The 25835-nt window shown below is 72.8% G+C and carries 22 protein-coding genes; 18 read left to right on the top strand and 4 right to left on the bottom strand.

Translation table 11 applies throughout. The features are described from left to right. Positions 1-38: 38 nt before the first annotated feature. On the bottom strand, positions 39-1301 hold the full coding sequence (locus ACTXG6_RS42440; RefSeq protein ID WP_445184951.1) for an ROK family protein: 1263 nt from the start codon (positions 1299-1301) through the stop codon (positions 39-41). Positions 1302-1451: 150 nt separating this feature from the next. On the opposite strand from ACTXG6_RS42440, the gene ACTXG6_RS42435 reads away from it, so the two are divergent. From ACTXG6_RS42435 to ACTXG6_RS42415, 5 genes are all read left to right on the top strand, one after another. After that, positions 1452-2978, top strand: a complete 1527-nt coding sequence (locus ACTXG6_RS42435; protein WP_445184950.1) for a sugar ABC transporter ATP-binding protein — start codon at positions 1452-1454, stop codon at positions 2976-2978. 139 nt (positions 2979-3117) lie between these two features. Beyond that, positions 3118-4050 (top strand): ABC transporter permease, encoded by a 933-nt coding sequence (locus tag ACTXG6_RS42430; protein WP_445190273.1) that lies wholly within the window; start codon positions 3118-3120, stop codon positions 4048-4050. A gap of 60 nt (positions 4051-4110) precedes the next feature. Beyond that, positions 4111-5166 carry a substrate-binding domain-containing protein gene (locus ACTXG6_RS42425; protein ID WP_445190272.1) on the top strand — a complete coding sequence of 352 codons (1056 nt, stop codon included), beginning with the start codon at positions 4111-4113 and terminating at the stop codon, positions 5164-5166. After that, a complete protein-coding gene (locus ACTXG6_RS42420; RefSeq protein WP_445184949.1) occupies positions 5166-6353 on the top strand; it encodes a Gfo/Idh/MocA family protein in 1188 nt (395 codons plus the stop codon). Before ACTXG6_RS42425 ends, ACTXG6_RS42420 begins: the two co-directional genes overlap by 1 nt. 15 nt (positions 6354-6368) lie before the next feature. Beyond that, entirely contained in the window at positions 6369-7373 is a 1005-nt protein-coding gene (locus tag ACTXG6_RS42415) for a sugar phosphate isomerase/epimerase family protein (RefSeq protein ID WP_445184948.1), read from the top strand. 67 nt (positions 7374-7440) lie between these two features. On the opposite strand, the gene ACTXG6_RS42410 is transcribed toward ACTXG6_RS42415, so the two are convergent. Together ACTXG6_RS42410 and ACTXG6_RS42405 are read right to left on the bottom strand one after the other, a co-directional pair. Then, positions 7441-10317 (bottom strand): glycoside hydrolase family 2 TIM barrel-domain containing protein, encoded by a 2877-nt coding sequence (locus ACTXG6_RS42410; RefSeq protein WP_445184947.1) that lies wholly within the window; start codon positions 10315-10317, stop codon positions 7441-7443. 212 nt (positions 10318-10529) lie between these two features. Beyond that, on the bottom strand, positions 10530-11495 hold the full coding sequence (locus ACTXG6_RS42405; RefSeq protein ID WP_445184946.1) for a helix-turn-helix transcriptional regulator: 966 nt from the start codon (positions 11493-11495) through the stop codon (positions 10530-10532). 125 nt (positions 11496-11620) lie between these two features. Between ACTXG6_RS42405 and ACTXG6_RS42400 the strand changes: the two genes are divergently transcribed. The 6 genes from ACTXG6_RS42400 (at position 11621) to ACTXG6_RS42375 (ending at position 18439) form a co-directional block, all read left to right on the top strand. Beyond that, on the top strand, positions 11621-12301 hold the full coding sequence (locus tag ACTXG6_RS42400) for a class I SAM-dependent methyltransferase (RefSeq protein ID WP_445184945.1): 681 nt from the start codon (positions 11621-11623) through the stop codon (positions 12299-12301). An 84-nt stretch (positions 12302-12385) separates the two neighbouring features. Continuing rightward, positions 12386-13621, top strand: a complete 1236-nt coding sequence (gene fxlM / locus ACTXG6_RS42395; RefSeq protein WP_445184944.1) for a methyltransferase, FxLD system — start codon at positions 12386-12388, stop codon at positions 13619-13621. 56 nt (positions 13622-13677) lie between these two features. Then, positions 13678-15006, top strand: a complete 1329-nt coding sequence (locus tag ACTXG6_RS42390) for a glutamate-5-semialdehyde dehydrogenase (RefSeq protein WP_445184943.1) — start codon at positions 13678-13680, stop codon at positions 15004-15006. A 147-nt stretch (positions 15007-15153) separates the two neighbouring features. After that, complete coding sequence (locus ACTXG6_RS42385; protein WP_445184942.1) at positions 15154-16071, top strand: hypothetical protein; 918 nt, start codon at positions 15154-15156, stop codon at positions 16069-16071. A gap of 95 nt (positions 16072-16166) precedes the next feature. Beyond that, entirely contained in the window at positions 16167-16997 is an 831-nt protein-coding gene (locus tag ACTXG6_RS42380; protein ID WP_445190271.1) for an AAA family ATPase, read from the top strand. A 17-nt stretch (positions 16998-17014) separates the two neighbouring features. Further along, positions 17015-18439, top strand: coding sequence for a vWA domain-containing protein (locus ACTXG6_RS42375; RefSeq protein WP_445184941.1), 1425 nt, complete (start codon positions 17015-17017; stop codon positions 18437-18439). A gap of 16 nt (positions 18440-18455) precedes the next feature. Here ACTXG6_RS42375 and ACTXG6_RS42370 read toward each other — a convergent pair whose 3' ends face one another. Continuing rightward, positions 18456-19853: an FAD-binding oxidoreductase gene (locus ACTXG6_RS42370; RefSeq protein ID WP_445184940.1), complete on the bottom strand. Its 1398-nt coding sequence runs from the start codon at positions 19851-19853 to the stop codon at positions 18456-18458. Between the two features lie 248 nt (positions 19854-20101). On the opposite strand from ACTXG6_RS42370, the gene nadD reads away from it, so the two are divergent. The 7 genes from nadD (at position 20102) to ACTXG6_RS42335 (ending at position 24880) form a co-directional block, all read left to right on the top strand. Continuing rightward, complete coding sequence (gene nadD / locus ACTXG6_RS42365) at positions 20102-20704, top strand: nicotinate-nucleotide adenylyltransferase (protein ID WP_445184939.1); 603 nt, start codon at positions 20102-20104, stop codon at positions 20702-20704. 349 nt (positions 20705-21053) lie between these two features. Then, entirely contained in the window at positions 21054-21263 is a 210-nt protein-coding gene (locus tag ACTXG6_RS42360; protein ID WP_445184938.1) for a hypothetical protein, read from the top strand. A 196-nt stretch (positions 21264-21459) separates the two neighbouring features. Further along, on the top strand, positions 21460-21873 hold the full coding sequence (rsfS, locus tag ACTXG6_RS42355) for a ribosome silencing factor (RefSeq protein WP_445184937.1): 414 nt from the start codon (positions 21460-21462) through the stop codon (positions 21871-21873). Then, positions 21870-22496, top strand: a complete 627-nt coding sequence (locus tag ACTXG6_RS42350; protein ID WP_445184936.1) for a histidine phosphatase family protein — start codon at positions 21870-21872, stop codon at positions 22494-22496. The genes rsfS and ACTXG6_RS42350 overlap by 4 nt, the downstream gene beginning before the upstream one ends. A 132-nt stretch (positions 22497-22628) precedes the next feature. Next, positions 22629-23381 (top strand): diglucosylglycerate octanoyltransferase, encoded by a 753-nt coding sequence (gene octT, locus ACTXG6_RS42345; protein WP_445190270.1) that lies wholly within the window; start codon positions 22629-22631, stop codon positions 23379-23381. A gap of 7 nt (positions 23382-23388) precedes the next feature. After that, positions 23389-24015, top strand: coding sequence for a DedA family protein (locus ACTXG6_RS42340; RefSeq protein WP_445184935.1), 627 nt, complete (start codon positions 23389-23391; stop codon positions 24013-24015). Between the two features lie 16 nt (positions 24016-24031). Next, positions 24032-24880 carry a DegV family protein gene (locus tag ACTXG6_RS42335; RefSeq protein ID WP_445184934.1) on the top strand — a complete coding sequence of 283 codons (849 nt, stop codon included), beginning with the start codon at positions 24032-24034 and terminating at the stop codon, positions 24878-24880. The last annotated feature ends 955 nt before the right edge of the window (positions 24881-25835 follow it).

Genomic DNA, 25835 nt, shown 5'->3' with positions numbered 1-25835 from the left:
CCGTGAGTGGCGAGTGGTCCTGTCGGACCACTCGCCACTCACGACCTCCGGGCACCCATCAGCACGCCGATGCCGTCGGCGGAGAGCACCTGCTCGATACCCAGCACGGTGGCGCCGGCCACCCCGGCGTACTCGCCGAGCACGCTGTTGGCCAGCACCAGGTTCCGGGTGGCCAGCGGCAGTGCCCGCTGGTAGACGACCGCGCGGATGCCGGCCAACAGCTCGTCACTGGCGGCGGCGACCGAGCCGCCGATGGTCACCCTGGCCGGGTTGTAGAAGTGCACCAGGGTGGCCACCACCTCGCCGATCAGCGCGGCCGCCTCCCGCACCAGCCCGACAGCGGTCGCGTCACCCCGGGACACCATGGCCCGGACGTCGTTGATCGTGGCGATTCCGCCGCCGGGTACCAGGGACCCGAGCCGCACGGCGATCGCCGCCGCCGACGCCACCGCTTCGATGCACCCCACGTTGCCGCACACGCAGGCGATGTCCGGTGCACCGCGCACCCGGATGTGGCCGATGTCGCCGGCCGCGCCGTCCGCCCCGTGGTGCAGCTCGCCGGCCTGGGTGATCAACCCGCCGCCGATCCCGGTGCCGACCTTGACGAACAGCAGCGGCGCCTGGTCGGCCGGTAGCGCACGGGCCTCGCCGAGGGCACGCAGGTTGACGTCGTTCTCCAGCAGTACCGGACAGCCGAGGCGGCGGCGCAGCCGGGCGGTGACCGGGTAACCGTGCCAGCCGGGCATGATCGGTGGCCGGACCGGCACGCCGCGCCGCCCGTCCACCGGACCGGGCACCCCGATCACCGCCGCCCGCACCGGAGCACCGCCCGGCAGCCCGGCCCGCAGCGTGAGCAGGTGTGACTCGATCGCGTCGAGTACCGCGTCCGGCCCGTCGGCGACGTCGATGTCCACGTGGGTGTGCGCGTGCAGCCGCTGGCTGAGGTCGAGGGCCGCGAGGTGGGCGCCGTGCGCGCCGAGGTCGGCGACCAGCACGAAGCCGCCGCGCGGACAGAGGGCGAGCCGCTCGGCGGGGCGGCCGCGCCCCGCGGTGGGCCGGAGCCCGTCCAGCTCCAGGACGCCGTGCGCCAGCAGCTCGTCCACCCCGGTGCTCACCGTGGTGCGGGCCAGTCCGGCGGCGGCGACCAGGTCGGCCTTGCTCACCGCTTCGCCGGAGGCGACCAGCCTGGCCAGCGCGCTGAGCGTGAGCGTCCATCTCACCGCGGCGTCGACCCGGGTGGTGTTGTCCGGCGGAGCCGGGGCGCTCAGCCGCAGCGGCGGCAGCGGGGACGGTTCGATCACCGGGGCTCCTCTCTGAGCGCGCGAGTCGAGTTTTGCCTGAAAAATGACCGAAATCAACGTTATTCAGGCGTTGTACGGCACTGGTCAGGGATCTGAGACTCAACGCTGTGTCCTGCGCACGGCGTCGCGCGCGCACAACGGAGTGGGGCCATGACGAGAGCGAGTTCCGCCGAGCCACTGCTGCGGATGCGCGGCATCGTCAAGGAGTTCCCCGGCGTGCGCGCGCTGGACGGGGTCGACCTGGATGTCGCGGCCGGCGAGGTGCACTGCCTGCTCGGCCAGAACGGTGCCGGTAAGTCCACCCTGATCAAGGTGCTGGCCGGGGCGCACAAACCGGACGCCGGTGAGCTGGACTGGGACGGGGCGCGGGTGTCGTTCGGCTCCCCGCACGCCGCCGACCGGGCCGGCATCGCCACCATCCACCAGGAGCTCGACCTGGTGCCCGGTCTCAGCGTCGCGGAGAACGTGGTGCTCGGCCACGAGCCGGCCCGCCTCGGCTTCACTCGCCCGGTCGGCGCCGAGCACATCGCGCGGGCGCTGCTGCGCCGGCTCGGACACCCGGAGATCCCGCCGCGCCGGGAGGTCGGCCGGCTGCCGGCGGCCGGCCAACAGGTGGTCAGCCTGGCCCGCGCGCTGTCCCGCGACGCCCGGCTCATCGTGATGGACGAGCCGTCCGCCGTGCTGGACAGCGAGGAGGTGGACAACCTGTTCCGGGTGGTCCGCGAGCTGACCCGGTCGGGCGTCGCGGTGGTGTACATCTCGCACCGGCTGGAGGAGATCCGCCGGATCGGCGACCGGGTCACCGTGCTCAAGGACGGCCGGACCGTGGCGCGCAACCTGCCCGCCCGGGACACGCCGACCACCGAGGTCATCCGCCTGATGACCGGCCGGGCCGTCGAGTACGCGCTGCCGCCGCGCGGGCCCGAGCCCACCGGTGAGGTGGTGCTCGAGGTGTCCGGGCTGGGCCGGCGCGGCGAGTTCACCGACGTCTCGTTCACCGTGCGGGCCGGCGAGATCGTCGGCCTGGCCGGGTTGGTCGGGTCCGGGCGCTCGGAGATCCTGGAGACCGTCTACGGCGCGCGCCGGGCCAGCGCCGGCTCGGTGCGGATACGCGGCGCCACGCTGCGCCCCGGTTCGGTGCCCGCCGCGGTGCGCGCCGGGCTCGGGCTCTGCCCCGAGGAGCGCAAGAGCCAAGCGCTGCTGCTGGACGAGCCGGTGTACCGGAACGTGTCCTTGCCGGTGCTGAGCCGGTTCGGGCGCGGCGGCTTCATGGCGGCGGACGCCGAGCACGCCTCGGTACGCGTCGCCACGGCCCAGCTCGACGTTCGCCCGGCCGACCCGTCGCGCCCGGTGCGCACCCTCTCCGGCGGCAACCAGCAGAAGGTCGTACTGGCCCGCTGGCTGCTCACCGGCTGCTCGGTGCTGCTGCTCGACGAGCCGACCCGGGGCGTGGACGTCGGCGCCCGCGGCGAGATCTACGCCCTGATCCGGCGGCTGGCCGCGCAGGGGGTGGCCGTCGTACTCGTGTCCAGCGACGTGCCCGAGGTCCTCGGGCTGGCCGACCGGGTGCTGGTGCTGCGGGACGGGCGGGTGGTGCATCGGGCACCGGGCGGCGAGCTGGACGAGGCCCGGGTGCTGGACCTGGTGATGGAAGGGACCCGGGATGAGCGTGACTGACCCCGAACGCCAACTTGCCGCCGCCGACGGGAGCACGGCCGCCGGGCCCCCAGGAGCCGGGCCCCCAGGAGCCGGGCCGACGGGAGCCGGGCCCTCGGGAGCCGCACCCGGCCGGCGGCGCCCGGACCTGGCCCGGCTCATGGACTCCGGGGTGGGGCGCAACCTCGGCCTGGTCGCCGTGCTGGCCGTGCTCTGCGTGATCGGCGTCGCCACCGCCGACACCTTCGCGACCACGGCCAACTTGCTGATCATCATGACCTCGGCGTCCATCATCGGGGTACTCACCGTCGGGGTCACCATGGTGATCATCGGCGGCGGCATCGACCTGTCCGTCGGCAAGGTGATGGCGCTCGCCTCGGTGTGGTCCACCACGGTGGCCACCCAGTCCTACGGGCCGGTGGTGATGGTGATCTGCGCGCTGGCCGTCGGCGCCGGCGCCGGGCTGGTCAACGGGGTGCTCATCGCCTACGGCCGGATCGTCCCGTTCATCGTCACGCTGGCGATGCTGATCTCCGCGCAGGGGTTGGCCGAGCAGATCTCCGGCAAGCGCAGCCAGATCGTCACCGACCCCGGCATCGCCGCCATCGCCAGCACCAGGTGGCTGGGCATCCCGCTGCTGGTCTACCTGTTCGCGCTGGTCGTCGCCCTCGGCTGGGTACTGCTCAACCGCACCACGTTCGGCCGCCGCACCTTCGCCATCGGCGGCAACCCGGAGGCCGCCCGGCTGGCCGGGCTCGACGTGCGGCGGCACACGGTGCTGCTCTACGTGGTCTCCGGGCTGTGCTGCGGCATCGCGGCGATCATGATCACGTCGTTGACCACCACCGGGTCCAGCACCCACGGCACCCTCTACGAGCTGGATGCGATCGCCGCGGTGATCATCGGCGGCACCCTGCTGTCCGGCGGGCGGGGCACCCTCATCGGCTCGATCCTCGGGGTGCTGGTGTTCACCACGATCACCAACCTGTTCGTCCTGAACAACCTGGCGAGCGAGGTCCAGAACATCGCCAAGGGCGCGATCATCGTCGCCGCCGTGCTCTTCCAGTCCCGCGCGCAACGCACCACCCCGTGAGTGGCGAGTGGTCCGGTAGGACCACTCGCCACTCACGGGTCTGACGAAGGAGGATCCGTGATTACCACTAGCGGAATGCGGCGGCGGGGGTTCCTGACCGGCGCGCTCGGGGTCGGCGCCGGGGCGGCGCTGACCGCGTGCACCAGCAACGCGGCGCCGGCCGCCGGCCCGGGAGCGGGCTCGGCACCCCCGGCCGGGGCCAACGCGGCGCCCGGCCGCGCGGTGACCATCGGGTTCTCCGCGCCGGCCGCCGACCATGGCTGGATCGCCGCCATCGCGAAGAACGCGCAGGCCCAGGCCGGCCGGTACACCGACGTCACGTTCGAGGCGGTGAACCCGACCAACGACATCACCCAGCAGATCGGCGCCGTCGAGACCTTGATCAACAAGAAGGTCGACGCGCTGGTGATCCTGCCCAACGACGGCAGTCAGCTCACCGCGCTGGGCCGCCGGGCGATGGCAGCCGGCATCCCGGTGATCAACCTGGACCGGGTTTTCGACTCGCCGCTGGCCTACCGGACCTGGATCGGCGGGGACAACTACGGCATGGGGGTCAGCGCCGGCAACTACATCGGCACCCGGCTCAAGGCGGCCGGGGTGGCCAACCCGGTGATCGGTGAGCTCGCCGGCATCGACAGCCTGCCGCTGACGCAGGCCCGCAGCAAGGGCTTCAGGGACGCGCTGGCCAGCTTCGGTTTCAAGGTCGGCCCCCGGCAGGCCGCCGACTTCACCGCGGCGGGCGGGCAGCGGGTGGCGGCGAACCTGCTGCAGGCGGCGCCCCGGCTGGACGCGCTGTGGAACCAGGACGACGACCAGGGCATCGGGGTGCTCGCCGCGATCCAGCAGTCCGGCCGGGGCGAGTTCTTCATGGTCGGCGGTGCCGGGTCGAACAACGCGATGCGGGCGATCCAGGCGGACAACTCGGTGCTCAAGGCGACGGTCACCTACAGCCCGACGATGGCCTCCTCGGCGATCGCGCTGGCCCGGCTGGTGGCGCAGCGCCGGGGGATGGGCGACCTGGTGGAGAAGGAGGTGCCGGCCTCGATCACGCTGGCCTCGGCCACGGTGACCAAGGAGAACGTCGCCGACTACCTGCCGCTCGGGTTCGACTCCTGATGCCGGTGGTGGGGGGAACGCTCGGTATCGGCATGGTCGGCTACGCCTTCATGGGCGCCGCGCACTCGCATGCCTGGCGCACCGCCGGCCGGTTCTTCGAGCTCCCGCTGGCCCCGGAGCTGGCCGCGTTGTGCGGGCGGTCCGCTGCCGAGGCGGCGGCCGCCGCCGACCGGATGGGCTGGCGCTCGGTGGAGACCGACTGGAAGGCGCTGCTCGCCCGCGACGACGTCGGCCTGGTGGACATCTGCTCGCCGGGCGACACGCACGCCGACATCGCGATCGCCGCGCTGGACGCCGGCAAGCACGTGCTGTGTGAGAAACCGCTGGCCAACACGGTCGACGAGGCGCGGGCGATGGTGGCCGCCGCGGCGCGGGCCGCTGACCGCGGGGTGCGCAGCATGGTCGGGTTCAGCTACCGGCGGGTGCCGGCGCTGGCACTGGCCCGGCGGCTGGTGCAGCACGGCCGCATCGGCGAGGTGCGCCACGTCCGTGCCGCCTACCTGCAGGACTGGATCGTCGACCCGGAGTTCCCGCTGGTCTGGCGGCTGCGCCGGGAGGCGGCCGGGTCCGGTGCGCTCGGCGACATCGGCGCGCACATCGTGGACCTGGCCCAGTACCTCACCGGCGACCTGCTGACCGGGGTCAGCGCACTCACCGAGACCTTCGTCCGGGAACGCCCGCTGCCGGCCTCGGTGGCTGCCGGCGGGCTGTCCGGTTCCGCGCCGGGTGCCGGCCGGGGGACGGTGACGGTGGACGACGCGGCGCTGTGGCTCGGCCGGTTCGCCGGCGGCGCGCTGGCCACCTTCGAGGCCACCCGGTTCGCCACCGGCCGGAAGAACGCACTGCGCATCGAGCTCAACGGCAGCCGTGGCTCGCTCGCCTTCGACCTGGAGTCGCTCAACGAGCTGCAGTTCTACGACGGCACCGAGGACGCCGACACCGCGGGGTTCCGGCGCATCCTGGTCACCGAGCCGAGCCACCCGTACATCGGCGCCTGGTGGCCGCCCGGGCACCTGTTGGGCTACGAGCACACCTTCACCCACCAGGCCGTCGATCTGGTGAACGACATCGCCGCCGACCGCGACCCGGTCCCGTCCTTCGCCGACGGTCTACGGGTGCAGCTCGTGCTGGACGCGGTGCAGCGTTCCGCCGCCAACTCCGGGTCCTGGCAGCCCATCACCGACTGAGGGGGAACACCGAGCATGGCCCGACCGATCACCCTGTTCACCGGCCAGTGGGCCGACCTGCCGTTCGAGGAGGTGGCCCGGCTGGCCGCCGGCTGGGGCTACGACGGCCTGGAGATCGCTTGCTGGGGCGACCACTTCGACCCGTGGGCGGCGCTGGAGGACGACGGCTACCTGCGCGGGCGGCTCGACGTGCTGGACAAGTACGGGCTGCAGGTCCACGCCATCTCCAACCACCTGACCGGCCAGGCGGTGTGTGACGACCTGATCGACGAGCGGCACCGGGGCATCCTGCCGGCGCGGGTCTGGGGCGACGGCGAGCCGGAGGGCGTGCGGCAGCGGGCCGCCGAGGCGATGAAGGTGACCGCGAGGGCGGCCGCCGCACTGGGCGTGCGCACCGTCGTCGGCTTCACCGGCTCGAAGATCTGGAAGACGGTGGCGATGTTCCCGCCGGTGCCGGAGTCGATGATCGCGGACGGCTACCGTGACTTCGCCGACCGGTGGAACCCGATCCTGGACGTGTTCGACGAGGTCGGGGTGCGGTTCGCGCACGAGGTGCACCCCTCCGAGATCGCCTACGACTACTGGACGACAACCGCCGCGCTGGCCGCCGTCGAACACCGCCCGGCGTTCGGGCTGAACTGGGATCCCAGCCACTTCGTCTGGCAGGACCTGGACCCGGTGGGGTTCCTGTGGGACTTCCGGGACCGGATCTACCACGTGGACTGCAAGGACGCGAAGCGGCAGACCGGCAACGGGCGCAACGGCCGGATGGGCTCGCACCTGCCCTGGGCGGACCCCCGGCGGGGCTGGGACTTCGTGTCCACCGGACACGGCGACGTGCCGTGGGAGGCCTGCTTCCGGATGCTCAACACCATCGGCTACGACGGGCCGATCTCGGTGGAGTGGGAGGACGCCGGCATGGATCGGCTGGTCGGCGCCCCGGAGGCGTTGGAGTTCGTCCGCCGGCTGGCCTTCGACCCACCCTCGGCCGCCTTCGACGCCGCGTTCAGCAGTCAGTAACCCTGTTGACCACGAAGGTGCAGAACGGGTGGTCGGCGGGGTCGGCGTAGATCGCCGTGCCGCCGGGTCAGGCCAGCACTGAGAAGACCAGTGTGAGGCTGGCCGGGTGGGCGCGCAGTTCATAGTGGGGGAGCACGCCGGGGCCGCAGGAGGCGGTGCCCAGCCCGTGCTGGGCCAGGTCCAGGCTCAGCTCGACCGGTTCGCCGGGGCGCAGGTCGACGGTGTGGGTGGCGGCGTCCAGGTCGGCCGCGGTCCACCGCCGGGCGGCCAGCCCGAACGGCGGCGAGCCGTCGATGCGCAGGCCGGCCCCGGTGGCCGAGGTCAGCCGGGCCCAGCGGACGTCGATGCGGGTGCCGTTCTCCTGCGGGAACACCTGCGGCGTCTGCAGGTCGTCGACCCGGCTGCTGAACCGGCTGATGCGGGCGGCCTGCCGGCTGTCCGGGTACGCCTCGCCGGGCCCGCCGCCGAACCACGCGACACGGTCGAACTCCCCGGGGACCGCCATACCGAGCCCCAGTCGGGGCAGGGTGACCGGCCATTCCCCGTCCGGCTCGACGTCGAGGCGCAGCCGCACCGCGTCCCCGCTCGCGGTCCACCGGTAGTTGGCCAGCAAGCCGAAGCCCACCGCCGCCGGGGCTACCCGGGTGCGCACCACCAGCTCGGTCCGGTCGGCGTGCACGCTGATCACCCGGTGTTGCGCGCGGTGCAGCCCGACCGCCCGCCACGCCGCGTCCTCCGGGTGCGGCCCGCCCCGGTCGTTGTCGGTGGGCGCCCGCCACAGCTCAAGGCGGGGCCCGCGCACCCGGTGGCCGGCCAGGTCGGTGAGGAGCCCGGTGCGCGGGTCGAACCCGGCGATGCCGAGCTCCAGTCCGCCGGGGGAGCGGGTGACCGCCGTCCCGGTCGGCGGGGGCACCTCGGCCCCCGGCACGATCGCCGGGGGCACCTCGGCCCCCGGCACGATCGGGACCTGGCCCCACGCCACGGCATGCCCGGCGGCGGCCCACGGGGTGTCCTCGGCCAGCACCGCCCACACGGTCAGCCAGGTCTCCCCGTGGGTCGTCGCCAGCTCGGGCAACGCCAGTTCGACCGCCGCCCCAGGGGGCACGTCCGGGACGTCCAGCGTGCCCTTGGTCACCTCGACGCCCTGCTCCTCCAGCGTCCAGTGGAAGGCCAGGTGCGCGAGCGTGGCGAAGTCGTAGTGGTTCGCCAGCCGGATCCCCTCGGGGGAGGCGGTGATCCGCACCGGCTCGTGCACCTTGGCCAGCTCGAGCAGCCCCGGCGACGGGGTGCGGTCCGGGAAGACCAGCCCGTCGGCGCAGAAGTTGCCGTCGTGCAGCGGTTCGCCGAAGTCACCGCCGTAGCCGAAGTAGGCCCGCCCGGCGGCGTCCCGGCGGGCGATGCCGTGGTCGATCCACTCCCAGACGAAGCCGCCCTGGCAGTTCGGGTAGCGCTCGAACAGCTCGCGGTACTCCAGCAGCCCGCCGGGACCGGTGCCCATGGCGTGCGCGTACTCGCACAGGATGAACGGCAGCTCGCGGCGGCGGGTGTTCTCGTCGTCGCGGCGCCCGATCCGGTCGACCTCGTTGTGGTCGGCGTACATCCGGCTGTGCACGTCGACGTAGGCGCAGTCGGCATCGCCCTCGTAGTGCACCGGCCGGGTGTCGTCCCGCCCTCGGGTCCACTCGGCCATCGCGGCCAGGTTGGCGCCGGTGTGGCATTCGTTGCCCAGCGACCAGAGGATCACGCTGGGCCGGTTCTTGTCCCGCTCCACGGTGCGCCGCATCCGGTCCAGGCAGGCGTCCGCCCACGCGGGGTCGTCGGTGGGGTTGCCGGCCCAGTCGAGCAGCTCGAAGCCGTGGGTCTCCAGGTCGCACTCGTCGACGACCCACAGCCCGTACCGGTCGCACAGCTCCAGGAACTCGGGGTGCGGCGGGTAGTGGCTGGTCCGCACCGCGTTGATGTTGTGCCGCTTCATCATCAGCACGTCCTGGAGGGCAACCTCGCGGGGTACCGCCCGGCCGTGCTCGGGGTGGTGCTCGTGCCGGTTGACGCCCTTGAACAGGATGCGCCGCCCGTTCACCCGCAGCTGGCCGCCCTCGATGGCCACCGTGCGGAACCCGATCCGCAGCGGCACCCGCTCGGTGTCGGTGTACAGCTCGCCGTCGTAGAGCCGGGGCACCTCCGCGCTCCACGGCTCGACCGCCCCGACCTCGATCGGCGCGTCGACCGGGTAGCCCCGGATGCCCAGCTCGGGCACCGAGATCCGGGCCGCCGCCGGTGTCTCGACCCGCAGCGTGCCCGCGCCGGACCAGTGGTCGTAGTCGGCGCGCAGGAAGTAGTCCGTGATGCCGCCGGCCGGGCGGGCCAGCAGCGTGACGTCTCGGAAGATCCCGGACAGCCACCACATGTCCTGGTCCTCCAGGTAGCTGCCCGAGGACCACTGGTGGACCCGCACGGCCAGCAGGTTCGCACCCGCGCGCAGCACCGAGGTCACGTCGAACTCCACCGGCAGCCGGCTGCCCCGGGTGACGCCCAGCTCCCGGCCGTTCAGCCACACCCGGGCGCACGAGTCGACGCCGTCGAAGCGCAGCACCGCCGGCTCGGCCAGCCACTGCGGCCCCAGTTCGAAGCGCAGCCGGTAGTCCCCGGTGGGGTTCTCGCTCGGCACGAACGGCGGCTCGACCGGGAACGGGTAGCGCACGTTGGTGTAGGCGGGGGCGCCGTACCCGTGCAGCTGCCAGTTCGACGGGACCGCCAACTCCGACCAGTCCGCGTCGTCGAACCCGTCGTCCGAGATCCCGTCCGGCGCCGAGGCGGCGTCCGGCGAGAGTCGGAACCGCCAGTCCCCGTTCAGGCACAGCGACCGCGCGTCCGAGCTGACCGCGGCGCGGGGCGGCAGTGCGCCGTAGCCGGGTGAGCGGTCCTCGAGGTACGGCGGCGTCATGGAGTCCCTTCGGTGTGACTCATCGGTATGACACAGCGCTCAGCCCTTGAGTGCGCCGGCGGCGATGTTGCGCACGAAGTGCCGGGCGCCGAACAGGAACACCATCGCCCGCCTGCGCTCCGTGCCCGACCCGGTGCCCGACGCGGCCACCCGCACCTCCCTGACGTGTCGGGACACGAGTATGCCCGTGGCTCAGGACCCGTGCGTGCCGGTCAGCGGGCCGCGCGCCAGGCACGGGGTGCTACGCCGTGCTCGCGGCGGAACACCCTGGCGAAGTAGCCGCCGTCCGGGTAGCCGACCCGGCGGCCGACCTCAGCGAGCGGCAGGTCGGTCTCCACCAGCAGCCGCCGGGCCTCGGACATCCGCCGCTCGGTGATCCAGTCCTGCACGGTGCGCCCGGTCTTGCGGCGCACCGAGGTGGTCAGGTGGCCCGCGCTGAGGCGCACCTCGGCGGCCACGTCGCGCAGCGAGAGCGGGCCGCCGTAACGTCGCTCGATCACCCCGAACACCTCGGCGAGCAGCGGCTCGTCGCTGCGTCGCAGGTCACCGAGCACGTCCCCGGCCAGCCGCGCCACGCTCACCAGCAGCAGGGTGAGGTGCGCGAGGGCGGCCTGGCGGTAGCCGTCGCGGTGCTCGGCGAGCTCGGTCTCGAGGGCGCCGATCGTCCGGGACCAGTCCGCCCGCTCAGCGGCCGGCACCCGCAGCCGGAGCAGCCCCGTGGGGGTGCCGTGCAGGAACGGGAAGAGCAGTGGGTGCGACCGCCAGGACGCCACCCGGGTGCCTTCGTGACTGACTGCCTCCGGCGCGAAGAAGACCGCGGTGGCCCCGGTCCTGCGAAATGCCGTCACCGGCCGCCGGACGACGTTTCCCGGCGCCACCAGGTACAGATCGCCGGCTCGCGGCCACCACTGCTCTGTGCCGGGCTGCGCTGTGCCGGGCTGCGCTGTGCCGGGCTGCTCTGTGCTGCGGCCGGCCTCGGCGCGGACGGTCGGCGGCGGCTCCGAGTCCCGCGCCACGTAGACCAGCGCGGGGAAGTCGTGAATGTGCGGGCGGTCCCCCGGGTGCGGGTCCTCGTGCTCGAAGCGCAGCACCTGGACCGGCGGTGTCTGGGGTTCCGGGACGTAGCGGTACACCGGGACGCCGCCCCGGTAGCGGTCCAGTCGGGCGCGCACGGGCATGAGCGGAAGATAGTCCGGAAATGGGCGAAGATCGACCGCATCTGCGCGCTGTTACTGGACAACCATGGGTCAGTGACAGCTAAAGATCGTCCACCTTTGGGTGGGGCGGGACGTGGAGGAAACAGATGAACGAGCGGCGGCACGGCCATGGTGTGCTCGGCCACCGGGACGACCGGCGGGACTACATCCCTGCGGCGGGCCTCGACGCACTGCTGCCGGCCTACGATCTGATCAGCCGGGTGGTGGGCTCGCCCAGGCTGCACCGCCGGCTCGTCGAGCTGGCCGACCTGCGAGCCGAGCAGCGGGTGCTGGAGATCGGCTGCGGCACCGGCAATCTCACGGTGCTCGCCAAGCGGCGCCAGCCGGACGCCGAGGTGGTCGGGCTGGACCCGGACCCGAGGGCGCTGGCCCGGGCCACTGGCAAGGCCGCCGGGCTGGGCATCCGGTTCGATCGGGGATACAGCCAGGCGCTGCCCTACCCGGACGGCTCCTTCGACCGCGTGCTGTCCGCACTGATGCTCCACCACCTCGAGGGCGAGGCGCGTATCCGCACCGCTCGGGAGGCGCTGCGCGTCCTGCGTCCGGGCGGTGCGCTGTACCTGGTGGACATCGGCGGCCGGGTGAGCCCGTCCGACGGCTTCGCGGCCCGACGTCAGCTGCGCTCCGAACGGCTGCGGCCCAACCTCGGTGACGCCGTCCCCCAGCTCCTGCTCGGCGCCGGGTTCGCCGAGTGCGTGGAGCTGACCAACCTGGTCGGCCGCCTGCTGGGAAGGTCGACGTTCTACCGGGCCACCCGCGCCGCCTGAGGGTGTCCGCGCCGCTGGTTTCCCTCGCCCGTCGACCCCGTCCAGCGCTGGACCGCGGTGCCTCGAAGGTTGACACTGATCAGGATGCGGGCGGATGAGCTGCGGGCTGCCATGGTGGCTGAACTGGTGGCCGGCGGCCGGATCGTCTCGCCGGCCGTGCAGCGGGCCTTCCGGGTGGTGCCCCGGCACCTGTTCCTACCCGACCTGCCGCCCGCCCAGGCCTACCAGGACGAGGCGGTCGCGACGAAGTGGCTGGACGGCGTCGCGGTCAGCTCGGCGTCCCAGCCGTCCATGATGGCGATCATGCTCGAGCAGCTCGAGCTGCGGCCGGGTGACCGGGTCCTGGAGATCGGCGCCGGTACCGGCTACAACGCCGCGCTGATGGCCGAGCTGGTCGGCCCGACCGGTTCGGTGGTCGCGGTGGACATCGACGAGGACCTGGTGCGCGGCGCGGCGGCCCACCTCTCCGCCGCGGGCAGCACCGGCGTCGGGCTGGCCACCACGGACGGCGCCCTCGGTTATCCGGAGGCTGCGCCGTTCGACCGGATCGTGCTCACCGTGGGCAGCTGGGACATCCAGCCCGCCTGGTGGCGACAGCTCGCGCCGGGCGGGCGGTTGCTGTTGCCGCTCTCGGTGCGCGGCAGCCAGCTGTCGGTGGCGCTGGACCTGCTGCCGGGGCCGCCGCCGTACCTGAGCAGCGTCTCGGTGCGCAGCTGCGCCTTCGTCCGGCTGCGCGGCAGCGGCGCCGGGCCGGAGAGCAGCCGCCCGCTCGGCGCCGAGGGGCTCGCCGTGCAGACCGGGGACGAGCGCGAGCTGGACACCCGGGCGCTGCTCGCGCTGCTGGCCGATCCGGGCCCGGAGCTGCCCTGCCCGGTGCGGCTGGCCGCCGTCGACCTGTGGGACGGGCTGGGCCTCTGGCTCGCCGTGCACGAGCCCGACGTGTGCCGGCTGCTGGTCAGTGCCTCGGCCTCGGACCGCACGCTGTCGCTACTGCCAGTCGGGATGGACGGCGGCACGGTCGCGCTGCTCGGGCGGTACGGGATGGCGGTGGTGGTGCCGAGGGACGGCGCGGGTATCAACTTCGAAAGGCGGTTCCCGATCGCGGTGCGGCCGCACGGGCCGGGCGGCGGGCCACTGGCTGAGCGGCTGGCCGCGCTGCTCGGGGCGTGGGTGGCGGCGGGGCGGCCGACGGCGAGTGAGCTGCGGATGCGGGCCTACCCGGCCGGGGTGGTGCCGCCGTCGGGCCCCGGCGCGGTGGTGAACAAGGCGCACAGCCAGTTGGTGCTGGACTGGCCGGGGGTGCGGGCGCCCACCCAGTAGTGGTGCCGCCGGTAACACGGGCGACGGCGGCGCCGGTACGGCCTTATGGTGGGAGCGTGAGCACTGTCGCCGACACCGACCCCGCCGTTCGTACCCCGTCCGCCCGCACCGAGCCGCAGCCGGTCGACTCGCTGCGCGAGGAGGTGCACGCGGCCGCGCGCCGCGCCCGGGTGGCGGCCGGCCACCTCGCGTTGCTGCGCCGCGCCGAGAAGGACCATGCGCTGCTGGCGCTGGCCGACGCGCTGCGGGCGAACGCGGAGCCGATCCTGGCGGCCAACGCGGAGGACATCCGGGCCGCCCGCGACAGTGGCATGGCCAGCGCGCTGGTCGACCGGTTGGCGCTGGACGAGCAGCGCATCGAGGGCATCGCCGGCGGGCTGGTCAAGGTCGCCGCGCTGCCCGACCCGGTCGGCGAGGTGGTCCGGGGCAGCACGCTCGCCAACGGGCTGTCCCTGCGCCAGCTGCGGGTGCCGATGGGCGTGGTCGGCATGGTCTACGAGGCCCGCCCGAACGTCACGGTGGACGCCGCCGGCCTGGCGCTCAAGTCGGGCAACGCGGCCCTGCTGCGCGGCTCGTCCTCGGCGGTGCACACCAACACGGTGCTGGTCGAGGTGCTGCGCGCGGCGCTGACCGAGGAGGGGCTGCCGGCCGACGCGGTGCAGCTGCTGCCGTGCACCGACCGGGCGAGCGTGCACCACCTGATCACCGCAAGGGGCCTGGTGGACCTGGTGATCCCGCGCGGCGGGTCCGGGCTGATCTCGTCGGTGGTGCTCGGCGCGACCGTGCCCACCGTCGAGACCGGCATCGGCAACTGCCACGTCTACGTCGACGCCGCCGCCGACCTGGACGTCGCCGAGCGGATCGTGCTCAACTCGAAGGTCCGCCGGCCGTCGGTGTGCAACTCCGCCGAGACCGTGCTGGTACACGCCGACGTGGCCGAACAGTTCGTACCGGCGATCGCGGCCTCGCTGCACCTTGCCGGCGTGACGGTGCACGCTGACGAGCGTTTCCTCGCGCTGGCCCCGGGGTGCCTGCCGGCCACCGACGAGGACTTCGACACCGAGTACCTCTCGCTGGACATCGCGGCCGCCGTGGTGGACTCGCTCGACGACGCGATCGCGCACATCGCCGAGCACGGCTCGCAGCACACCGAGGCGATCGTGACCACCGACCTGGCCGCCGCCAACGCCTTCACCGCCCGGGTGGACGCCGCCGCGGTCATCGTGAACGCCTCCACCGGGTTCACCGACGGCGAGGAGTTCGGGATGGGCGCCGAGATCGGCATCTCGACGCAGAAGCTGCACGCCAGGGGCCCGATGGGGCTGGCCGAACTGACCACCACGAAGTGGGTCGTCTGGGGCGACGGCCAGGTACGCCCCGGCTAGCTGGCCCCCGCCCCAGCTGTCCGCGAGTCGGGGCTCTCAGCACACTGAGTCGCGGCTCTCGGCACACCGACCTACTCCCGGGGGCGGTCCCGGGGTGTCTCCCCACGGAGGACGACCGGAAGCCGCCGCCCGCCTAACGTCCCCGGCATGACCGAAATCGCCCGTGAGCTGCGGACTTTCTGGACCGAGGGCCGCCCGGTCGAGCGCGTCGCCTACGCCATCGCCGCGCTGTTCCTGCTCTCCGGACTGGCCCACCTGGGCATCCAGGCGGCCGTCGGGGGTCCCTGGGACGGTCCGGTGTCCTGGCGCAAGCCGACCACGTTCGGCCTCTCCTTCGGCCTGACCGTGCTCAGCGCGACCTGGGTGGCCTCCTTCCTGCGCATCGGCGAACGGCTCCGGGCCGGACTGCTCGGCGGGTTCCTGGTGGCCAGCACCGCCGAGGTCGCGCTGATCACGGTGCAGGCCTGGCGGCGGGTGCCGTCGCACTTCAACTTCGAGACACCGTTCGACACCGGGGTCACGATGGTGTTGGCGGCCGGCGGGGGAGTGCTGTTCGTGGTGCTCGGTGCCCTGTTCGCCCAGTCCCTGCGGGCGCAGCCGCTGCTGGCCCCCGAGCTGCGGCTGGGTATCCGGCTGGGGTTCGGCGCGCTGCTGGCCGGCCTGGTGACCGGCGCGATCATGATCGGCATCGGCACGGTGCTGGTCCGCGGCGGTGACCCTCAGGCCGCGTACCACGGTGCCGGGGTGTTCAAGCTGGCGCATGCGGTGGGGTTGCACGGCATCGCGGTGCTGCCCGGGGTGGCCTGGCTGTCCGGGCTGCGCTCCCGCGACCGGGAGCACCAGGCGGGCAGCGCCGGAGCGATGAGCCCGGAGCTGCGCCTCGCGACCGCCGGCTACCTCGGTCTGCTCGCCTGCGCACTGGTCGCCGGGGCACAGGGCCGGCTCGATGCACTAACTGTGTTAGGTATCGCGCTGACCGGGTCTGTGCTGCTCAGCGCCCTGTACCGGGTGCTGGCGGCGGTGCTGAGAGGCAAACGAGTGGTATCCGGCGACACTGTCAGGTAGTCGATCCGGCGCGCACAGTGCAGGATGAACAGGTGAGTGCAGATCAGCCGGCCAACAAGCCACAGTCACCTCTGTTCGGCTCCGTGGACGACGTCATGGAGCGGCTGGCCGCGGTCGGCTACCTCGCCTCGATCGCGGCGGCGACCACGGTGTACCTGGCTGACCGGCTCGGCAAGCCGCTGCTCGTCGAGGGACCGGCCGGTGTCGGCAAGACCGAGCTGGCCAAGGCGGTCGCGGCCTGCACCAAGTCCGGCCTGGTCCGGCTGCAGTGTTACGAGGGCATCGACGAGGCCCGCGCGCTGTACGAGTGGAACCACGCCAAGCAGCTGTTGCGGATCACCTCGGGCCAGGGCCGCGAGTCCTGGGACCAGACCCGCGACGACGTGTTCTCCGAGGAGTTCCTGCTGCCCCGGCCGCTGCTCACCGCGATCCGCCGCGACGAGCCGACGGTGCTGCTGATCGACGAGATGGACAAGGCGGACGTGGAGGTCGAGGGCCTGCTGCTGGAGGTGCTGTCCGACTTCCAGGTGACCGTCCCGGAGATGGGCACCATCTCGGCCAAGCGGCGCCCGTTCGTGCTGCTCACCTCCAACTCCACCCGGGAGCTCTCCGAGGCGCTGAAGCGGCGCTGCCTGTTCCTGCACCTCGACTTCCCGGACGCCGACCTGGAGCGGCGGATCGTGCTGTCCAGGGTGCCGGAGCTGCCCGAGTCACTGGCCGACTCGCTGGTGCGCACCGTCCGGGTGCTGCGCGGGCTGGAGCTGCGCAAGGCGCCGTCGGTGGCCGAGACGATCGACTGGGCGCGCACCCTGCTCGCGCTCGGCCTGGACACGCTGGACGACGAAGCCGCCCGAGCCACCCTCGGCGTCGTGCTCAAGCACCACTCGGATGCGCAGAAGGCCGCCGCCGAGCTACGGCTGAACTGAGCCAACGGAGGAGCGCCATGGTCTCGCCACCGCCGCACGGTCTGCCCGGGCACCTGGTCGACTTCGTCGGCGCGCTGCGCACGCACCAGGTACCGGTCGGCCCCGGGGAGACCGTCGACGCGGCCGCTGTGCTCACCGCGCTGAACCTGTTGCGGCGCGAGGAGCTGCGCGAGGGGCTGGCCGCCGCGCTGCTGCGCCGGTCCGGTCAGCGGGCGGTCTTCGACACCCTGTTCGACCTGTACTTCCCGATCGCGCTGGGCCGGGGCCAGAGCGAGGTGGAGGTGCCGTGGACGTCGGACGGCGAGGTCGACCTGGACGCGCTGCGCGACATCCTCGCCGACCTGCTGCGCGACGGCGACGACGCCGCGCTGCGTGAGCTGGCCAGGGCCATCGTGGACGCGCTCGGTCAGGCCGGCGGCGGTCCCGGGCAGGGGGGACCGGGCCAGGGCGGTCAGGGCCCGAAGAACTGGTCGGCCTACCAGGTGTTGCGCCAGCTCAGCCCGGAGACGCTGCTGGCCCGCATCCTGTCCGACCTGATGGCCGGCAACACCGACCAGAACCAGGCCTTCGCGGAGGAGGTGGCGCGCCGGGAGATCCGGCAGCGCATCGCCGAGTTCCGCAAGATGATCACCGAGGAGGTGCGGCGGCGCACGGCGGAGACCCGGGGCCGCGACCAGGTGGCGAAGACCGCGGTGCCCAAGCAGGCCGAGCAGGTGGAGTTCCTGTCCGCCTACGCCGATCAGCTGGCCATGCTGCGCCGCACCGTGCACCCGCTGGCCCGCCGCCTCGCCAGCCGGCTCGCGGTGCGCCGCAAGCACGCCAAGCGCGGCCAGATGGACCTGCGCCGCACCCTGCGCCGGTCGATGTCCACCGGCGGCGTGCCGATGCGCCCGGCGTACCGCACCAAGCGCCCCGGCCGCCCGGAGCTGGTGGTGTTCTGCGACGTGTCCGGCTCGGTGGCCGGGTTCAGCCACTTCACGCTGTTGCTGGTGCAGGCGTTGCGCGAACAGTTCAGCAAGGTGCGGGTGTTCGCGTTCGTGGAGCGCGCCGACGAGGTGACCCACCTGTTCGCGCCGGGCAACGACCTGGCCAGCGTGATGAGCCGGGTGCTGCGGGAGGCCGAGCTCGTGACCTTCGACGGGCACAGCGACTACGGCGGCTCGCTGGCCAGTCTGGTGGAGCACTGGCCGGACGCGGTCGGCCCGCGCAGCTCGCTGCTGATCCTCGGCGACGCGAGGACCAACTACCGCGATCCCAACCTCGCCGTGCTGCGGCGGCTGATCGGGCAGGCCCGGCACAGCCACTGGCTGAACCCGGAGCCGCGCAAGCAGTGGGGCAGCGGCGACTCGGCCGCACTGCGCTACGCGGACCTGCTGCCCATGCACGAGTGCCGCACGGTCGCCCAGCTGGCCGATGTGGTGGAGACGCTGCTGCCGGTGTGAGCGCGGCGCCGGGTCTTCAGCCGGGCTGGATGTTGGCGTTGAGGTGGAAGACGTTCTCCGGGTCGTAGCAGGTCTTGATCTGGGCCAGTCGCTCGTACTTGGCCGGGCCGTAGGCGGTGCGCACCCGGTCGGCCTCGTACTCGGCCATGAAGTTGACGTAGCCGCCGGAGTTGCTGGCGTACGGGCGCAGCGCCTCCCACAGCTCGCGGACCCAGATCCGGTCCTCGGCGAGCACGGCCGGATCGGGCGAGAACGCACCGATGTTCAGCACCCAGCGCGCGCCGCGGCTGCCGCCGAACGCGGTGGCGTCCTCGTCCACCTCGGAGTACGCGCCGCCCAGCGGGAAGATCGGCAGGAAGGACAGTGGCGACTTCTTGCGCGGCAGGTACTCGGCCAGCGTGGTGATCACCTCGTCCGGCATCCCGTCCAGATGCAGCGCCTTCTCGTAGGCATGGCTGCCCCAGATCGCGCTCGCGTCGAGCATCTGCTGCAGCCCGACGTAGGGAATGAGTGAGACCAGCTCGAACAGCGGCGGCAGCGCCGCGCGGAGCGGGTCGACCAGGCGGGCGTGCTCCTCGGCGGTGCCGAAGCCGGCGATGATGACCGCGCAGCCCGGCGCGAAGTGGTACTGCTCGGGCACGAACGGCTCCGGCGGGGCGTTCAGCCCGGCCGCGAGCAGGCCGCCGGCGTTCTTCGGCAGCTTCTCCAGCGCGTCGCGGGCCACCCGCAGCGCGTCGGCGCGCCGGTCCGTCTCCCAGAACAGCAGGGCGAAGTTGATCATCGGTCCGACCGGTTCCACCCGGAACTCGAACTCGGTGACCACGCCGAAGTTGCCGCCGCCGCCCTTCAGCGCCCACAGCAGGTCCGCATGCTCGGACTCCGACGCCCTGACCACCCGCCCATCGGCGAGGGCGACCTCGGCGGAGATCAGGTTGTCGCAGCTCAGGCCCATCTTGTTGGTGAGCCAGCCGAACCCGCCACCGAGCGAGAGGCCGGCGACCCCGGTGTGGCTGATCGTCCCCATGGTCACCGCCAGCCCGTGGTCCTGGGTCGCGCTGTCCAGGTCGGCGCCGGTCGTCCCGCCGCCGCAGCGGACCCGCCGTGTCTCCGGGTCGACCCTCACCTGGCGGAGCAGGCTGAGGTCGATCATCAGGGCGCCGTCCGCGACCGCGGCGCCGGAGAAGTTGTGCCCGCCGCCGCGCACCGAGATCTCCAGGCCCTGCGCCCTGGCGAAGGCGATCGCCGAGCTCACGTCGGCGGTGTCGGCGCACCGTGCGATCACGGCTGGGTGCCGGTCGATGTCTCCGTTCCACACCGCGCGGGCGGTGTCGTAGTCGGCGTCCCCGGCGGTGATCACCTGGCCACCGAACGAGTTCCGGAAATCATGCAGCGGCGAATCCAGCACTTGTGACACGACCAGCCCCCAGGTGGTGTACGGCAGCGGCCGCCGCCGAAGCCTGCTGACTCTAAGTGCGGGTGCCCGAAATCAGGGCCAGGTTTTACCGGGCTCCGTTCCACTGACGGGGTGAGACAAGCGGGGAAGGTAGCTGCAGGTGATCGTAGCGGCGGCTCGGTCGCCCCCTACCGGGGGTCGGGTGTCGGCGGTGTGAGCCGCGCCGCCCGCTGCGGCGCGCGCCCGCGGGGAAGCTATACGCTGCGCCGATGAGTGGGGAGTGCGGCGAGCCCAAGCGCATCGGGGTAATGGGTGGCACCTTCGATCCCATCCACCACGGACACCTCGTTGCCGCCAGCGAGGTGAGTGCCCGGTTCGGGCTGGACGAGGTGATCTTCGTGCCGACCGGGGAGCCCTGGCAGAAGACCGGGCGCACGGTCAGCTCCGCCGAGGACCGGTACCTGATGACGGTGGTCGCCACCGCCTCGAACCCCCAGTTCTCGGTGGACCGGGCGGACATCGAGCGCCCCGGCGCCACCTACACCGTGGACACCCTGCGCGAGCTGCGGGACCGGTACCCGAACGCGGAGCTGTTCTTCATCACCGGCGCGGACGCGCTGGCGCAGATCCTGTCCTGGCACAAGGTCGAGGAGCTGTTCGAGCTGGCGCACTTCGTCGGCGTGACCCGGCCCGGCTACGAGCTGGGCGACGAGCACCTGCCGGAGGGCTCGGTGACGTTGGTCGAGGTGCCCGCGCTGGCGATCTCGTCGACCGAGTGCCGGCGCCGGGTCAGTGAAGGACGGCCGGTCTGGTACCTGGTGCCGGACGGGGTCGTCCAGTACATCTCGAAACGCTGCCTGTATCAGGGCTGATCCGAAAACCGGGCCGAATTCGCCTCGCGTGACACCTAATGACACCGGTGTAAGCAGGGTCGACCCCAATCACGCGGGTATCACGGCCGTATCTCGGCTGCCCGGACGCGAGAATCACGATGTTATTTCGCAGGTTGACGGCGGTTTCGCTGGGTGAGCGACACCGTGCCCAGAGTGTTGTCGCCCGGTCATCGAACGGGGTCTCTCCTGCGGAAACAGCTCCCCACCGTTCACTGTGTGCTAGATCGGGTGTCACCGGAAAGAGGGAATGCGGCACTCTCAATTTTACTCGCAGATCTCGGCGTCACTATGGTCTGCACGTCCGCTCCCCAATTGGAAGGAACTTCCTATGTCGCGCACTGTTCGCGTTGTCATCGCTGGAGTTGTCTCTGCTGGCATCCTCGTTGCGGGCGCCGGCGCCGCATTCGCCGACTCGGACGACGACGGCGGCCAGGACTACAGCCAGGGCTCGAGCTCGGGCGGCGGCGGCGGTCTCGTCGACGGCCTGGGCCTCGGCACCGTCACCGGACTGCTCGGCGGCCTCGGGCTCGGCCTCTAGGAGCCGCCCCCCAAGTCGATACCCCACGCCCCGGACCTTGCGCCTCACCGCGCGAGGGTCGGGGCGGGTTCGCGAATGGACCCGACCGCGCCGTGGCGAACCGCGCCCGGACCAGTGCCGGAGCGGCTCAGTACCCTTGGAGACCGACGAGACGGGACGGACCGGGTTGGCCGGCCGTCCTGGCGGAGGGAGTGCGGTGAGCGCATCCGCGCAGGCACTGGAACTGGCGAAGGTCGCGGCCGGCGCCGCGGCAAACAAGAAGGCCCGCGAGATCGTCGTGCTCGACGTCTCTGAGCAACTGGTCATCACGGACTGCTTCGTGATCGCCTCGGCGCCCAACGAGCGCCAGGTCCAGGCCATTGTGGACGAGGTCGAGGAGCGGCTGCGGCTGGCCGGCAGCAAGCCGATCCGGCGGGAGGGCGCCCGCGAGGGGCGGTGGGTGCTGCTCGACTTCGTGGATATCGTGGTGCACATCCAGCACTCGGAGGAGCGCGGCTTCTACGGGCTGGACCGGCTGTGGAAGGACTGTCCCCGGATCGACATCCCGGAGGCCAGGGTGGACCCGCTGGCCGACGAGTCGGACGATTCAGTGGACGGGTACGCGGGGTGACGCTGCGCCGGTTGGTGCTCGTACGCCACGGGGAGACCGACTTCAACGCCGAGGGGCGCATGCAGGGCCACCTGGACTCCGAGCTCACCGAGCTCGGAGTCAGCCAGGTGCGCCGAGCGGCCCCGGCCCTCGCGCGCTTCGACCCGGTGCGGCTGATCAGCTCGGACCTGTCCAGGGCGGCCCGCTCCGCCGAGGAGATCGGCCTGGTCTGCGGTCTGCCGGTCAAGCTGGATGCGCGGCTGCGGGAGACCCATCTCGGTGACTGGCAGGGGCTGACCCCCGAGCAGGTGGATCTCGACTGGCCCGGCGCACTGGCCACCTGGCGGTCCGACCCGACCTGGTCACCGCCCGGCGGGGAGTCCCGGGTGGCGGTGGCAGCCCGAGCCCGGCCGCTGGTCGACGAGCTCGACGCGGAGTTCGCGTCGGACCCGCCCAGCACTGTGCTGCTGTGCGCGCACGGCGGTCTGATCACGGCGCTGAGCTGCGAGCTGCTCGGCCTGGAGCTGGCCAGCTGGACTTCGCTGGGCGGGATGGGCAACGCCAACTGGGTGACCCTGCAACGCCGGAGCCCACCGGGCTCACGGTGGCGGATGACCGGGTACAACGCCGGTGTCCTCGATTAGCGCGGTGTCGGAGTGACCGAGGTTGGTCCGTCGGGTGCTGACACGAACGGCTCGGGTGCGGCCGGTGCCGGTGCCGGTGCGGTCGGTGCCGGTGCCGGCGCGGTCGGTGCCGCGCGGCCGGGTGGCCCGGTCCTGCTGGTGCTGGCCGACTCGCTGGCCTTCTACGGGCCCGAGCGCGCCGAGCCGGCCGACGACCCCCGGCTGTGGCACAACCAGGCCGCCACCGCGCTCGGCGGACGCGCCGAGCTGCTCGCGGGCTACGGCTGGACGGCCCGGCACGCGTGGCGTGGGCTGACCCGCGACCCGAGGATCTGGCCGGTGATGCCCACCGTGGACGCACTGGTGCTCGGCGTCGGCGGGATGGACACGTTGCCGTCACCGCTGCCCACCGCGCTCCGCGAGCTGCTCCCGTCGCTGCGCCCGCCCGGGCTGCGGCGGGTGGTCCGGGACGGCTACCTGGGCGCCCAGCCGGCGCTGGCCAGGGCACTGTCCGTGCTGCCCGGCGGCGGCCCGGTGGCGCTGCCGCCCAAGCTGACCGTGCAGTACCTGGAGTCCTGTCGGCGCGCGGTCACCTTCATCCGTCCCGGCATCCCGGTCGTGGCCCTGCTGCCCGGCGTGCACCGGGCCGCGGCCTACGGCTACGTACACGCCGGGCGGGCGGCCGCCGAGCGGGCCACCCGGGCCTGGGCGGCGGAGGTCGGCGCGGCGGTGCTGGACGTCTCGGCGTTGATCGGCGACCACATCCGGGCCGGCGACGGCAACCCCGACGGCATGCACTACGGCTGGTACGGACACCAGCGGGTGGGCGCGGGGCTGGCCGAGCTGCTCGCGACACTGGTGTCCGACGCACACTTGGGATCGTCGTCCGGAACATCGGGGAGGTAGTCGGACCGTGGTGCTGGACCTGCTCCATCGGATCGGCGAGCACGTCGGCGGGTGGCTCTACCTGATCGCCGGGTTCTTCGCCTTCGCCGAGGCCGCGATCATGGTCGGCGTGGTGTTCCCGGGCGAGGCGTCGCTGCTGGTCGCCGGGTTCGGCGCGCACCAGGGTTGGATCAGCCTGTGGCCGATGGTGGCGGTCGCGGCGGTGTGCGCGGTCGTGGGCGACAGCGTCGGCTATGAGGTGGGCAGACACTATGGACCCGCGCTGCGCGAGTCCCGGTTCGGCCGCAGGGTGGGCGTCAAGCACTGGGCGACCGCCGATGCCTTCCTGCACCGCCACGGTGGCAAGGCGGTGTTCCTGGGCCGCTGCACGGCTCTGCTGCGGGCGTTGATCCCCGGCATGGCCGGCATGGCCCGACTGCCCTACCTGCGGACCTTCCTGCCCTGGAACATGGCCGGCGGAGTGCTCTGGGGCGGCGGCTGTGTGCTCCTCGGATACGGCTTCTCCGCCTCGCTCGAGACGATCTCGCGGTACCTCACCTGGGGACCGATCGCCGTGATCGCCGTACTGCTCGCGGCCTACCTGGTGTACCGGCTGCTGCGCCGCCGCCGGGAACGCTCCGCCGAGCCGTCCTGACCGTGGTGGCCACTCGATGACGGTCGCGGTACTGACCGACTCCACCTCCTACCTGCCCACCGGACTGGCGGCCCGGCACGGCATCCACGTGGTGGCGCTGCGGGTCAGCCTGGGTCAGCGGCTGGGCCGGGACACCGTCGACGTCGGGCCCGCCGACGTCACCGCGGCGCTGGCCGATCCGTCGACCGCGGTCGGCACCTCCCGGCCGGCACCGGCGGAGTTCACCGCGCGCTACCGCGAACTGCTCGACGGCGGGGCGAGCGAGGTGGTCTCGATACATCTGTCCCGGCGGCTGTCCGGCACCTGGGAGGCGGCCCGCATCGCCGCCGACGACTTCGACCCGGGTCTGGTGCGGGTGGTCGACTCCCGCTCGACCGGGATGGGGTTGGGATTTGCGGTCCTGGCGGCGGCCCGCGCGGCGGCGGCCGGGTGCCTCGGCGCCCAGGTGGAGGATGCGGCCGCGAAGGTGGCGGCCCGGAGCAGGGTGTTCTTCTGCGTCGACTCGCTGGAACACCTGCGCAGAGGTGGTCGGATCGGGGCCGCGACAGCCTGGCTGGGCAGCGCGCTGGCGGTCAAGCCGGTGCTGCACGTGACGGACGGGCTGATCGAGCCGCTGGAGAAGGTGCGCACCGCCGCGCGGGCGATGACCCGGCTGGTCGAGCTGGCGGCGCAGGCGGCCGGGTCCGGTCCCGCTGAGCTGGCCGTGCACCACCTCGGCGCCGCCGACCGGGCTGAGGAACTGGTGCACCGGCTGGCCGCTCAGTTGCCGGCGGCCGAGCCGTGCCTGCTGTCCGAGGTCGGCGCGGTGCTCGGGGCGCACGCCGGGCCGGGACTGCTCGGCGTGGTCGTGGTGCCGCCGGCGTGATCGTCGGCGCTGGGTGGCGGTGGTCGGTTCGGTCAGTGGTCGGCTCGGTGGTGGTCGGCTCGGTCAGCGGTCGGCTCGGTCAGCACACCCGTTAGGTGTGCCGCACACCCGCTGCAGTGGATGTGTGGCGCGCGAAGTGGGTGTGCGGTGACGGTGCGGCGGCCGTCGGCGTGTGCGGCGGTGGTGCACGGCGTGCGCGTCGGGCTGGGCTGACCGGACCGGGCTGACTGGGCTGAGCTGACCGGGCCGGGCAGTGTGGCACAGCGGGCCGACACTGGGTGAGCTCGTTCGGCGTGGTCGGGCGGGTTGTGCACAGCGAGGTCAGTTGTCCACAGCTGGCCGTCCGCGCACCCCGCGACATCGGGATTGCTCCTAGTTTTGGGCACGTGGCAACGGCACAGGTGGGGCTCCCCGGGCCCGGAGAGCGCTCGGCGAGCGATCGGCTGACCGCACTGAGAGTGCCCCGGCGTGCCGTCGGACCGGCTCCGCCGCGCGCCGCCGGTGCCGGGCCGTCCCGCCCGATCGGCGCCGAGGCGTCCGGTCCGGCCGGAGGACAGACGGTTGGAGAGGAGACGGTTGGAGAGGACACGGTTGGAGCCAGGGCGGCCGGGCTCGCTGGTGCCTCCGGCCTGGCCGGCGCGGGGACCGGGGCCGCGCTGGGCGGTGACGAGGAGTCTGCCCTGGTCGGCGGCGAGGCTCCCGGTCCCGTTGGTGTCACGGGATCGCACCGGGTCGGTACCGAGGCCTCCGCTCGGGCATTCCGTCTGATCGGTGCGCCCGGTACCGAGGCGTCCAGTCGGGCGTTCCGTTTAATCGGTGCGCAGGACCCCGGTCCGCCTGGTCCGGAGGTGGGTGGACGGGCGTTCCGTTTGATCGGTGCGGAGGAGTCCGGTCCGGCCGGTCCGGAGGTGGGTGGTCGGGCGTTCCGTTTGATCGGTGCGGAGACTTCCGGCCC

This window comes from Pseudonocardia sp. Cha107L01, assembly GCF_052566575.1.
The sequence above is the reverse complement of the archived record's forward strand: the minus strand, read 5'-3'. Positions and strand labels throughout refer to the sequence as shown.

What these genes read in the sequence shown, in the direction of transcription:
- ACTXG6_RS42435 (WP_445184950.1), top strand. Translation starts at nt 1,452, where the DNA reads ATGACGAGAGCGAGTTCCGCCGAGCCACTGCTGCGGATGCGCGGCATC.
- ACTXG6_RS42430 (WP_445190273.1), top strand. Translation starts at nt 3,118, where the DNA reads ATGGACTCCGGGGTGGGGCGCAACCTCGGCCTGGTCGCCGTGCTGGCC.
- ACTXG6_RS42420 (WP_445184949.1), top strand. Translation starts at nt 5,166, where the DNA reads ATGCCGGTGGTGGGGGGAACGCTCGGTATCGGCATGGTCGGCTACGCC.
- ACTXG6_RS42415 (WP_445184948.1), top strand. Translation starts at nt 6,369, where the DNA reads ATGGCCCGACCGATCACCCTGTTCACCGGCCAGTGGGCCGACCTGCCG.
- ACTXG6_RS42410 (WP_445184947.1), bottom strand. Translation starts at nt 10,317, where the DNA reads ATGACGCCGCCGTACCTCGAGGACCGCTCACCCGGCTACGGCGCACTG.
- ACTXG6_RS42405 (WP_445184946.1), bottom strand. Translation starts at nt 11,495, where the DNA reads ATGCCCGTGCGCGCCCGACTGGACCGCTACCGGGGCGGCGTCCCGGTG.
- ACTXG6_RS42400 (WP_445184945.1), top strand. Translation starts at nt 11,621, where the DNA reads ATGAACGAGCGGCGGCACGGCCATGGTGTGCTCGGCCACCGGGACGAC.
- fxlM (WP_445184944.1), top strand. Translation starts at nt 12,386, where the DNA reads ATGCGGGCGGATGAGCTGCGGGCTGCCATGGTGGCTGAACTGGTGGCC.
- ACTXG6_RS42385 (WP_445184942.1), top strand. Translation starts at nt 15,154, where the DNA reads ATGACCGAAATCGCCCGTGAGCTGCGGACTTTCTGGACCGAGGGCCGC.
- ACTXG6_RS42380 (WP_445190271.1), top strand. Translation starts at nt 16,167, where the DNA reads ATGGAGCGGCTGGCCGCGGTCGGCTACCTCGCCTCGATCGCGGCGGCG.
- ACTXG6_RS42375 (WP_445184941.1), top strand. Translation starts at nt 17,015, where the DNA reads ATGGTCTCGCCACCGCCGCACGGTCTGCCCGGGCACCTGGTCGACTTC.
- nadD (WP_445184939.1), top strand. Translation starts at nt 20,102, where the DNA reads ATGAGTGGGGAGTGCGGCGAGCCCAAGCGCATCGGGGTAATGGGTGGC.
- ACTXG6_RS42360 (WP_445184938.1), top strand. Translation starts at nt 21,054, where the DNA reads ATGTCGCGCACTGTTCGCGTTGTCATCGCTGGAGTTGTCTCTGCTGGC.
- ACTXG6_RS42335 (WP_445184934.1), top strand. Translation starts at nt 24,032, where the DNA reads ATGACGGTCGCGGTACTGACCGACTCCACCTCCTACCTGCCCACCGGA.